The organism is Dactylosporangium aurantiacum, from assembly GCF_000716715.1.
Taxonomy (GTDB): domain Bacteria; phylum Actinomycetota; class Actinomycetes; order Mycobacteriales; family Micromonosporaceae; genus Dactylosporangium; species Dactylosporangium aurantiacum.
Genome location: NZ_JNYJ01000209.1, coordinates 1 through 233, shown reverse-complemented (window position 1 = coordinate 233; position 233 = coordinate 1). Strand labels below are relative to the sequence as shown.

Sequence of the window (233 nt, the reverse complement as noted above, 5' to 3'; positions counted from 1 at the left end):
TCGCCGAGTACCTCGCGCGCCGCTTCCGCAACCGCGGCGAGCAGTTCGACGACCTCGTCCAGGTCGCCAACCTCGGCCTCATCAAGTCCGTCGACGGTTTCGACCCGGCCCGCGGCGCCGCGTTCACCAGCTATGCCATCCCGATGATCGTCGGCGAGCTGAAGCGGCACTTCCGCGACAAGGGCTGGGACGTGCGCGTGCCCCGCCGCCTGCAGGAGCTGCGCCTGGAGATC

1 protein-coding gene is annotated in these 233 nt (G+C 70.0%); it reads left to right on the top strand.

All coding sequences use genetic code 11. The annotated features are described in order from the left end of the window. A partial coding sequence (locus OP18_RS50940; protein WP_033368085.1) for a sigma-70 family RNA polymerase sigma factor occupies nucleotides 1-233 on the top strand: 233 nt, incomplete at both ends.